The following is a 9228-nucleotide window of genomic DNA, read 5'->3' as shown; positions in this document are numbered from 1 at the left end:
GAGGCGGCCGTCGGAGCGGGGCCTGCCGGAGTGGTCGGACCTTCGCCCGATTGCCGCAACAGGTGGCGGGCGATCCCCGGTCGCGCCCGAGGAGCGCCCCGGTCAGACCGAGACCTCAGCCATCAGCTGGTCTTTTGTCAGGTCCGCCTTGGTGCCGGAGGCCGTCACCTCGCCCCGGCGCATGACGTAGAACCTGTCGGCAAGGCCGTAGGCGAATTCGAAATACTGCTCGACGAGGATGATCGCCATGTCGCCCCTGTCGCGCAGGTATTCGATCACCCTGCCGATCTGCTGGATGATGTTGGGCTGAATGCCCTCGGTCGGTTCGTCCAGCAGCAGGAGCTTGGGCCTGGTGACCATCGCGCGGGCAATGGCGAGTTGCTGCTGCTGTCCGCCCGACAGGTCGCCGCCGCGACGGTGCAGGAAGTCCCTGAGAATCGGGAAGAGTTCGAAGATCTCGTCGGGGATGCCGTGTTCTGACTTGGGCAGGCAGGCATAGGCTGTCTGCATGTTCTCTTCGACCGTCAGCAGCGGAAAGATCATCCGGCCCTGCGGCACATAGCCGATGCCCTTGTGCGCAAGCTGATGCGCGGGCATCCGGCCCAGGTCCTCTCCGTCCAGCTCCATCGTGCCACCCGAGCGGGGATGCGTACCCGAAATCGCCTTGAGCAGCGAGGTTTTGCCCACGCCATTGGTGCCCATGATGCAGGTGACCTTGCCGGTCTCGGCCGTCAGGTCGATGCCGTGGAGGATCTGGCTCTGGCCATAATGGAGGGTCAGCCCGTTTACGTTCAGCATGTCTCAGCGCCCCAGATAGACTTCGATGACCTGCGGGTTCGAGGTCACATGGTCGAGCGAGCCTTCGGCCAGGACCGAGCCCTCGTGCAGAACGGTGACCTTGCACTCGAGCCGCCGGACGAACTCCATGTCGTGTTCGACCACGACCACGGCGCGGGTCTTCGCGGCCTCCTTGAGCAGGTCGGTGGTGTGTTCGCGTTCGGCCAGCGTCATGCCGGCGGCGGGTTCGTCGACCAGCAGCAGGCGCGGCTCCTGCGCCAGCAGCATGCCGATCTCGAGCCACTGCTTCTGCCCGTGGGACAACTCGCCCGACTTGCGGTGCAGCTCGCCCGAGAGCCCGATCTCCTCGGCCAGTTCCTCGACCCGGACCTGGTCGCGCCGGTTGGGCCTGTAGAAGAGGCAGGGGAAGGATCCGCGCGGGTTCCTGAGCGACATCAGGAGGTTGGCGTGCACGGTCTGGTCCTCGAACACCGTGGGGCGCTGGAACTTGCGGCCGATCCCCTCCTGCGCGATGCGGGCCTCGTTCATCCTGAGCAGGTTGACGGATTTCTCGCCCCAGATGACCCGGCCTTCATCGGGACGGGTCTTGCCGGTGACGATGTCCATGAAGGTGGTCTTGCCGGCGCCGTTCGGGCCGATGATGGCCCGCATCTCGGCCTCGCCGATCCGGAAGGACAGGTTCCGGATCGCCTTGTAGCCGTCGAAGGTGACCGAAACGCCCGAAACCTCGAGTAGCGTGCTCATCCCCGGCCCTCCTCTTCCTGGAGCGATCCCTTGTCGGGCCCGTAGTCCGCGCCGTGGCGGTCGGGGGCGAAGCGGCCGGAGACCAGGTCGAACAGGCCCCCGATGCCCTTGGGCGCGAAGAGCGTCACGAGGACGAAGCTGAGGCCCAGCAGGACGAGCCACCAGTCCACCCAGTCGATCGTGTAGAACCCGAGCGGGACGGAGGGAACGAGGCCGCCGGTGAACCATGTCGAGATCAGCGAGACCAGCGCCGCACCGATGACCGCGCCGTAAAGCCGGCCCCGGCCGCCGATGGCGACCCAGACGGCGAGGTAGATCGAGGCGATCGGCGCGACCTCGCCCGGGTTGATGATGCCGGCCTGCGGATAGTAGAGCGCGCCGGCGATGCCCGCGATGATGGCGGTCAGGGTGAAGATGAAGAGCTTGTAGCCCTCGACCGAGTAGCCGAGGAACCGCACCCGTGCCTCGTCGTCGCGGATGCCGCGCACGACCGAGCCGAACTTGCCCGAGACGACCCAGGCGCAGAGCAGGTAGCCCAGCCCGAGCGCCAGCGCCGAGGCCCAGAGGAACCAGACCGAGACCACCGCCTGCGAGGCGGCGACGCCAGGCAGGTTCTGCAGGCCCGAGAGGCCGTTGTTGCCGCGCAGCCCGCTTTCGTTCTGGAAGAGGTAGAGCGAGAGGGCGAGGGTCATGGCCTGGGTCAGGATCGAGAGGTAGACGCCGGTGACCCGGCTGCGGAAGGCGAGCCAGCCGAAAACGAGCGCCAGCAGGCCCGGAACCAGCACCACCATAAGAAGCTGCAGCGGCAACGAATGGGCGAAGGCCCAGATCGGGGGAAAGTCGGAGGAGCCGACGACGCCGAAGATCTGCGTGCCGATGGCATCCACGATCTCCTGGTCCGTGGGGGGGATGGCCGCGTTCGCCAGGGACTCGGTCACGATGATCTCGGTCCGGGCGTACATCAGCCACATGCCGATCATGTAGCCGCCCAGCCCGAAGAAGGCGAAATGGCCGAGCGAGAGGATGCCGCAATAGCCCCAGACGAGGTCCATCGCCAGCGCGACGAGGCAGAGGCAGAGCGTCTTGCCCAGCGTCTTGACGAAGGAGGTCGAGATCATGGCCGTCCCGAAGGCCTCGGACATGAGGGTGACGGCGGCGGTGAAGATCGCCAGGAGCGCGAGGAAGATCAGGATCGACGGATTGCGCAGGATGAAGGGGCGGCGGGTCATGTCGTGCCTCCTTCCGGGGCGGAGGGGGCGCTGCCCCCTCTTGGCCCTGCGGGCCAATTCACCCCCGGGATACTTGGGGACCAAAGAAGCATCAGGACGGGTGGTCTGTGACTGTACATCTCAGTCTCCTGCGGCCCGGCCCCGGAGGGCGATGATGCCGCGCGGGCGGAACTGGATGAAGATGATGATGAAGACGATCATGTAGGTCTGCGCCGCCAGCGTGTTGGAGGGATTCAGCCATTCGATCCCCTTCTGCAGGAAGCCGATCATCGTGGCGCCGAGAAGCGTGCCCCAGATGTTGCCGACGCCGCCGACGACCACGGTCATGAAGCTCTGCACGATGTAGTCGGAGCCGAGTTCCGAGGTGACCTTGGCGTAGAGGCCGATGGCGACGCCCGCGATGCCGGCGATGCCCGAGCCCAGGCCGAAGGTCAGCATGTTGACCCGGTCGGGGTTGATGCCCATCGAGGCGGCCATGCGGGGGTTCTGGGTCACGGCGCGGGTTTCCAGGCCGAGACGGGTCTTCTTCATGATGAAGAGGAACACCGCGAGGAAGACCAGGGCGAGGACGAAGATCGCGATGCGGATGTAGGAGATCGAGACCACGTCGTTCATGATCCAGGCGCCGTCGAGCCAGCCGGGCGAGGTCAGGGGCCGCGCCTGCGTGCCGAAGACGTTCTTGGCGATCTGCTGGAGCGCGATGGAGATGCCGAAGGTGGCCAGCAGCGTCTCGAGCGGGCGGGAATAGAGCCAGCGGATCACCAGCCGCTCCATCGCCACGCCGGCACCGAAGGTGACCGCGAAGGCCACCGGGATCGCGACCAGGATCGAGACGGTGTAGTTGGGGATGATCTGCTGGATCACGTAGCCGGTATAGGCGCCCATCATGATGAATTCGCCATGGGCCATGTTGATCACGCCCATCACGCCGAAGGTGATGGCGAGGCCGATGGCGGCGAGGAAGTAGATCGAGGCCAGCGACAGCGCGTCGAGCGAGAGGTCGAGGAACTGGTTCATCGCCACGGTCATCTCGATCGAGGTCAGCACGTCCTCGGCGGCCCCCGTCACGGCTGCGTCGGTTTCCACGTAGGTTTCGTAGAAGACGTGGTCCTCGATGGCACGGGCGGCTTCGGCATTGGTGGCGGCGGGCTCGGCGCGGCCGGCCCCGACCAGCGCCGCATAGGCGCGGTCGCGCGCCGCGGGCGAGCGCAGATCGGGCACGGCGACCCCGCCGACCATGCCCCCGACGATATTGTCCTGCAGCGTCCGGCGCTGCGCGTCCGGGGTCAGCCGCGCGGGGGCGAGACCTTCCGAGACGAGCAGCTCGTAGGCCTCGCTCTCGGTGATGTCGGTGCCGGGCGTCAGTTCGCGCGCCAGGTTCACCCCCTCGGGCAGCGCGGCGCCGGCCGAGGTCCGGGTGGTGAGGATGGGATTCAGCTTGGCGCGGACATCGACGCCGAGATCGCCGCGGAACGCCTCCATCGCCGCGATCCGCTCGTCCGCCGTGGCGCCGAACGAGATGGTGAGCAGGCGCTCGATCCTCTCCTTGCGGGCCCTGATGGCAGGATCGGGTTCGCCGTCGATGCTGTCGCGCAGGACGGAAAGGTGGCTTTCGTTGCCGTTGCGCTCCAGCGACTGCAGCGCGGACAGGCGGTTGGCGGGATCGGGATCGGAAAGCTGGAACCGCACGAGCGCGGAATTGATCAGGCCGCGGATGCCCGAGTTGGGTTTGAGCTGGTCGTAGGTGTCGTCCGGAACCTCGCCGATCTCCTCGCCCGTGGCGAAGTCGAAAATCCGCAGGGTGTCGCGGTCGATTTCCTCGGCATGGACGAAGAGGCCGGTCTCCTCGTCCAGCCACATCTCGCGGGCGGCCCATTTCTCGAGAACGAGCTGCGCCCGGGGCAGGCCGCTGTCGCGGATCGCGTCGATGGCGGGCTGGATCGTGCGGCGCGAGGAGTCCTGGATGATCCCGCTGTGCTGCTGGAGCAGTTGCTGGATCGGGGCGTCGGCATCCTGGGCAGAGCCGGGGCCGGCCGCCAGAAGCGAAAGCGCCGCTGCCGCGATGAGGCGAAGGAACATGGGGGTCTGGACCGGTCTTGAGTGAGGGTGGGACGGGGCCGACGACAGCCCCGTCCGGTCCTGTCCGGGGCGCCCAGCGGCCCCCCGGTTTCGGATCAATAGTTGGATTCGATCTGGACGCAGGTCCCGGTGTCGGTGTTGTACATGCCGCACTCGAGCTCTTTCCAGTCGGACTTGAGCACCGCCGATTCCGGCAGGAAGTCGGTCCAGGCGTCGCCCGGTACCGGGTCGGTTTCCGAGATGATGTCGAACTGGCCGTCATCGAGAATCTCGCCGATCAGGACCGGCTTGGCGAGGTGATGGTTGGTGCCCATCACGGCGGTGCCGCCGGTGAGGTTCGGGTATTCCTGGCCCCACATGGCTTCGCGCACGGCGTCGACATCGGTGGTGCCGGCCTCTTCGACGGCGTTCACCCACATGTTGAAGCCGATGTAGTGGGCTTCCATCGGATCGTTGGTGACCCGGTCCTCGCCGGCGAAGCCCTTCCATTTCTCGATGAACTCGGCGTTCATGTCGGTATCGGCGGACTGGAAATAGTTCCAGGCGGCGAGGTGGCCGACGAGGTTGGTGGTGTCGAGGCCCGAGAGTTCTTCCTCACCCACCGAGAAGGCGACGACGGGGATGTCCTCGGCCGAGATACCCTGCGCCGCCAGCTCCTTGTAGAAACCGATGTTCGCGTCGCCGTTGATGGTCGAGATCACCCCGACCTTCTTGCCGTCGGCCCCGAGCGCCACGACGTCCGAGACGATCTTGGACCAGTCGGAATGACCGAAGGGCGTGTAGTTGACGAAGATGTCCTCCTCCGCGATGCCCTTGTCCTTGAGATAGCTTTCAAGAATGTTGTTGGTCGTGCGCGGATAGACGTAGTCGGTGCCGAGCAGGGCGAATTTCTCGACGCCCAGTTCCTCGAGATAGTAGTCGGTGGCCGGGATCGCCTGCTGGTTCGGCGCGGCGCCGGTGTAGAAGACGTTCTTCGAGCTTTCCTCGCCCTCGTACTGGACGGGGTAGAAGAGCAGGCCGTTCAGCTCCTCGATGACGGGCAGGACGGACTTGCGGGACACCGAGGTCCAGCAGCCGAACATGACGTCGACCTCGGAGACGGTCAGCAGTTCGCGGGCCTTTTCCGCGAAGAGCGGCCAGTCGGAGGCCGGGTCGACCACCACCGCCTCGAGCTGTTTGCCCAGGACGCCGCCCTTTGCGTTCTGCTCTTCGATGAGCATCAGCATGGTGTCCTTGAGCGTGGTTTCCGAGATCGCCATGGTCCCGGACAGCGAGTGCAGGACGCCGACCTTGATGGTGTCCTCCTGCGCCAGCGCGGCGGTGCCCAGCATGAGCGAGCCGGCGGCGGCACCCAACATGGTTCTTACAAATTGCGACATGACTTTCGTCCCCTCTCTCGTCTGTCGCGGCAGGCACGCAGCCGGTTTGCAAACCGGTCGGATTCCCCTATGTGCCGATGCAGCGACGACATCGTTGCTGGCGTGCGGTGGTGACCGGACTGGCGAATGGTTGGCCGCCGCACGCGTTCATCCCACCCGACATCCGGGTGCGTCGTCAGCAAATCGTCTTTCCTGCGGGTTGGAAACGAATGGCCCGTGTTTGGCTGCAGCAAACGGGTGCGTGATCAGTTTTTGGGCAAATTCGGGGCTCGGCGGGCGGTTCAGCCCAAGAAACAGGCAGAATGACGGCGCCGCGGGAGCGAGCCGCTCCGTTTTCGTGCCCGAAGCGCCGGGCTTGCGATGGACCACGACTCCGTGGAACCGGGCGCCGCGGTTCGACACAGCGCCCGGGCGTCAGAGCGACGGCAGGCACATTGGGCGCCGCGCCCGGGGATCAGGCGGCGTCCGGCAGGCCGTAGCGGGCGTCGCCCTGGCCGGAGGCTCCGGCAGGTTCAAGCAGCGCCTTGAGCTCCGCCAGCATCAGCGCAGCCGCCCGAGAGGCCGCGGCGACCTCTTCGGCCTCCGCATCCGGCCCGAAGCCGCACTGGCAGTAGTGGATGACCGTGCCGCCCTCGGGATAGCGGTCGAAGGTCAGCATGATCCGCGTGCCGTTCGACAGGGACAGCCGGATCAGGCAGTCGGGCCGGACCTCCTTGCAGTCCACGGCGACGGTTTCGGCCCCGTCTTCGAAGCACCAGTGAAGGCAGCGGCCTTCTTCCAGGTGAAGATCGCCGGCGGAGTGCGGCCAGAAGCGGGTCAGCATCTCGGGATCGGTGAAAGCGAGAAAGCATTCGCGGCGGGGGCGTCGGACCGGAAGGCTTGCCCGGGCGACAGCGACGGCTTTGGCGTGGATCATACTCTGGGCCTCTCCCTGATATCCGGGATCAACTCCGACCGGGTCGGGCGGTTCCCGCCGCCGGTTCAACTTGTGCGCGCGCCGGGTGGGTTCCGGGCGGAATCCTGCGCAGACCGTCCCGGACGCCGCGCATGTGCGGGGGGGCAAGGCCGCGCGCGAGGGCGCTGCGACCGGCGGTTCGGCGCATTGTGAACATCCCGGGGCGAAATCCGCTGGAACTCCGGACCCTGCCGACTAGGTTGAAACCAGTTGCAATTATCATCCGGGACACGCTGCCCCATGCCCATAGCCCTCCGAGCCTTCGCGCCCGGATCCGCCCTTGCGGCCGCATTCGCTCTTCTGATTGTTTCCCCGCCGGCGCTTTCGGCCGATCTCGTGCTGCGCGCGCCCGACGATCTGCGCGACAGCGTCGCGGCGGCGTCGCTCACGCAGAGCGCCATCGACGAGGGCCGGACCGAACCGCAGGACCTGATCGCGGCGGCGCAGGCCGATTACCGGCGCGTTCTGGCGGCGCTTTACGAAGAAGGATACTTCAGCGCCGAGGTCCACGTCCGCGTCGACGGCACCGAAGCCGCCGCGCTGTCGCCCCTGCGACCGCCCGCGCGTGTCGGCACGGTCGAGATCTCGGTGACGCCGGGGCCGGTCTTTACCTTCGGCCGGGCCGAGGTCGCCCCCCTGCCCGCCACCGCCACCCCGCTCGAGGGTTTCGCGCCGGGCCGGCCCGCGGGAACCGAGATCATGCGGGACGCGGCCGAGGACGGCGTCGGCGACTGGCGGCAGGCCGGCCATGCCAAGGCCCGCGTCAGCGACCAGTCGATCGTGGCGGATCACGCCAGCAATCGCGTGGACGCGCGGTTCCGCATCACGCCGGGGCCCCGGCTGACCTTCGCCCCCGCCCGGCTTGCCCCCGAAAGCTTCGACAGCGCGGTCCGGCCCGAGCGGATCCGTGCCATTGCCGGCGTGCCCGAGGGCGAGATCTACGACCCGGACGAGATCGACCAGGCCGAGCGCCGGCTGCGCCGCACCGGCGCCTTCCGCGTGGCCACCGTCACCGAGGCCGAAGAGATCGGGCCCGGCGACACGCTGGGAACCGTGATCGAGGTCGAGGATGCCGAGCCGCGCCGCTTCGGTTTCGGCGCCGAGGTCTCGACCGTCGAGGGGCTGCGCCTGACCACCTTCTGGCTGCACCGCAATGCCTTCGGCGGGGCCGAGCGGCTGCGGTTCGATGCCGAGGTCGCCGGGATCGGCGGGCAGACGGGCGGGATCGACTACAGCCTCGCCGCCTCGCTGACACGGCCCGCCTTCCGGCACCCGGACGCGCAGCTGACGTTCCGCGCGCTGATCGAGCGTGAGGACGAGCCCACCTATCTCTCGGACAGGCTGGAACTGGCGGTCGGCGTGGACCGGATCATCGACGAACAGCTGACCCTGCGCGGCGAAGTCGGCCTGCGCGTGGCGCGCACGACGGACGCCTTCGGCACGCGCGACTTCAGCCATGTGCTGCTGACCGGGGGCGCGACCTGGGACAACCGCGACAGCGCCACCGACCCGCGCGACGGCGCCTATGCCGAGGCCGAGCTCATGCCCTTCGTCGGCGTCAGCGGGTCGGAGTCGGGCATCCGCTCGACCGCCGAGATTCGCGGCTACCGCCCGCTTGGCGACCGGCTCGTGCTTGCCGGGCGGGTTCAGCTCGGCGCGGTCTTCGGGCCGGCGATCGCCGACACGCCCCCCGACTTCCTGTTCTACTCGGGCGGCGGCGGCACCGTGCGCGGCCAGGGCTACCAGTCGCTCGGCGTCGGGAGCGGCGCCAACAAGACCGGCGGGCGGTCCTTTGCCGCGCTCAGCGCGGAACTGAGGGCCGACGTGACCGAGAAGATCGGCGCCGTGGTCTTCGCGGATTACGGCTATGTCGCCGCTTCGAGTTCCTTCGAGGGCGGATCCTGGCACGGCGGTGCCGGCATCGGGGTCCGCTACAAGACCGGCATCGGTCCGATCCGGGCCGATATCGCAACCCCCGTCACCGGCGGACGCGCGGGTGACTCGATCAGTCTCTATGTCGGGATCGGACAGGCGTTTTGAAACA

Annotated in this window: 7 protein-coding genes; 1 reads left to right on the top strand and 6 read right to left on the bottom strand. The window is 67.5% G+C overall.

Translation table 11 applies throughout. From position 1 onward, the window contains the following. Nucleotides 1-102: 102 nt before the first annotated feature. The 6 genes from urtE to OB2597_RS18880 all read right to left on the bottom strand — a co-directional run bounded on the left by urtE (nucleotide 103) and on the right by OB2597_RS18880 (nucleotide 7145). Complete coding sequence (urtE, locus tag OB2597_RS18905) at nucleotides 103-798, bottom strand: urea ABC transporter ATP-binding subunit UrtE (protein ID WP_009807221.1); 696 nt, start codon at nucleotides 796-798, stop codon at nucleotides 103-105. Nucleotides 799-801: 3 nt separating this feature from the next. After that, the gene (gene urtD, locus OB2597_RS18900) at nucleotides 802-1542 is read right to left on the bottom strand and encodes an urea ABC transporter ATP-binding protein UrtD (RefSeq protein ID WP_009807220.1); all 741 of its coding nucleotides are present in this window, start codon (nucleotides 1540-1542) and stop codon (nucleotides 802-804) included. Continuing rightward, the gene (gene urtC / locus OB2597_RS18895) at nucleotides 1539-2771 is read right to left on the bottom strand and encodes an urea ABC transporter permease subunit UrtC (protein WP_009807219.1); all 1233 of its coding nucleotides are present in this window, start codon (nucleotides 2769-2771) and stop codon (nucleotides 1539-1541) included. The genes urtD and urtC overlap by 4 nt, the downstream gene beginning before the upstream one ends. 120 nt (nucleotides 2772-2891) lie before the next feature. Beyond that, nucleotides 2892-4850 carry an urea ABC transporter permease subunit UrtB gene (urtB, locus tag OB2597_RS18890; protein WP_009807218.1) on the bottom strand — a complete coding sequence of 653 codons (1959 nt, stop codon included), beginning with the start codon at nucleotides 4848-4850 and terminating at the stop codon, nucleotides 2892-2894. Between the two features lie 95 nt (nucleotides 4851-4945). Further along, nucleotides 4946-6229: an urea ABC transporter substrate-binding protein gene (gene urtA, locus OB2597_RS18885; RefSeq protein ID WP_040609449.1), complete on the bottom strand. Its 1284-nt coding sequence runs from the start codon at nucleotides 6227-6229 to the stop codon at nucleotides 4946-4948. A gap of 454 nt (nucleotides 6230-6683) precedes the next feature. Next, nucleotides 6684-7145, bottom strand: a complete 462-nt coding sequence (locus OB2597_RS18880; RefSeq protein ID WP_009807216.1) for an SRPBCC domain-containing protein — start codon at nucleotides 7143-7145, stop codon at nucleotides 6684-6686. Between the two features lie 279 nt (nucleotides 7146-7424). Between OB2597_RS18880 and OB2597_RS18875 the strand changes: the two genes are divergently transcribed. Next, nucleotides 7425-9224 (top strand): autotransporter assembly complex protein TamA, encoded by a 1800-nt coding sequence (locus OB2597_RS18875; RefSeq protein WP_009807215.1) that lies wholly within the window; start codon nucleotides 7425-7427, stop codon nucleotides 9222-9224. Nucleotides 9225-9228: the final 4 nt, after the last annotated feature.

The sequence above is a fragment of the Pseudooceanicola batsensis HTCC2597 genome (assembly GCF_000152725.1).
Classification (GTDB): Bacteria; Pseudomonadota; Alphaproteobacteria; order Rhodobacterales; family Rhodobacteraceae; genus Pseudooceanicola; species Pseudooceanicola batsensis.
This window is presented reverse-complemented; position numbering and strand designations above follow the sequence as displayed.

Bases quoted from the DNA above. Each gene is read 5' to 3' on its own strand.
- urtE (WP_009807221.1), bottom strand. From the start codon at position 798: ATGCTGAACGTAAACGGGCTGACCCTCCATTATGGCCAGAGCCAGATC.
- urtD (WP_009807220.1), bottom strand. From the start codon at position 1,542: ATGAGCACGCTACTCGAGGTTTCGGGCGTTTCGGTCACCTTCGACGGC.
- urtC (WP_009807219.1), bottom strand. From the start codon at position 2,771: ATGACCCGCCGCCCCTTCATCCTGCGCAATCCGTCGATCCTGATCTTC.
- urtB (WP_009807218.1), bottom strand. From the start codon at position 4,850: ATGTTCCTTCGCCTCATCGCGGCAGCGGCGCTTTCGCTTCTGGCGGCC.
- urtA (WP_040609449.1), bottom strand. From the start codon at position 6,229: ATGTCGCAATTTGTAAGAACCATGTTGGGTGCCGCCGCCGGCTCGCTC.
- OB2597_RS18880 (WP_009807216.1), bottom strand. From the start codon at position 7,145: ATGATCCACGCCAAAGCCGTCGCTGTCGCCCGGGCAAGCCTTCCGGTC.
- OB2597_RS18875 (WP_009807215.1), top strand. From the start codon at position 7,425: ATGCCCATAGCCCTCCGAGCCTTCGCGCCCGGATCCGCCCTTGCGGCC.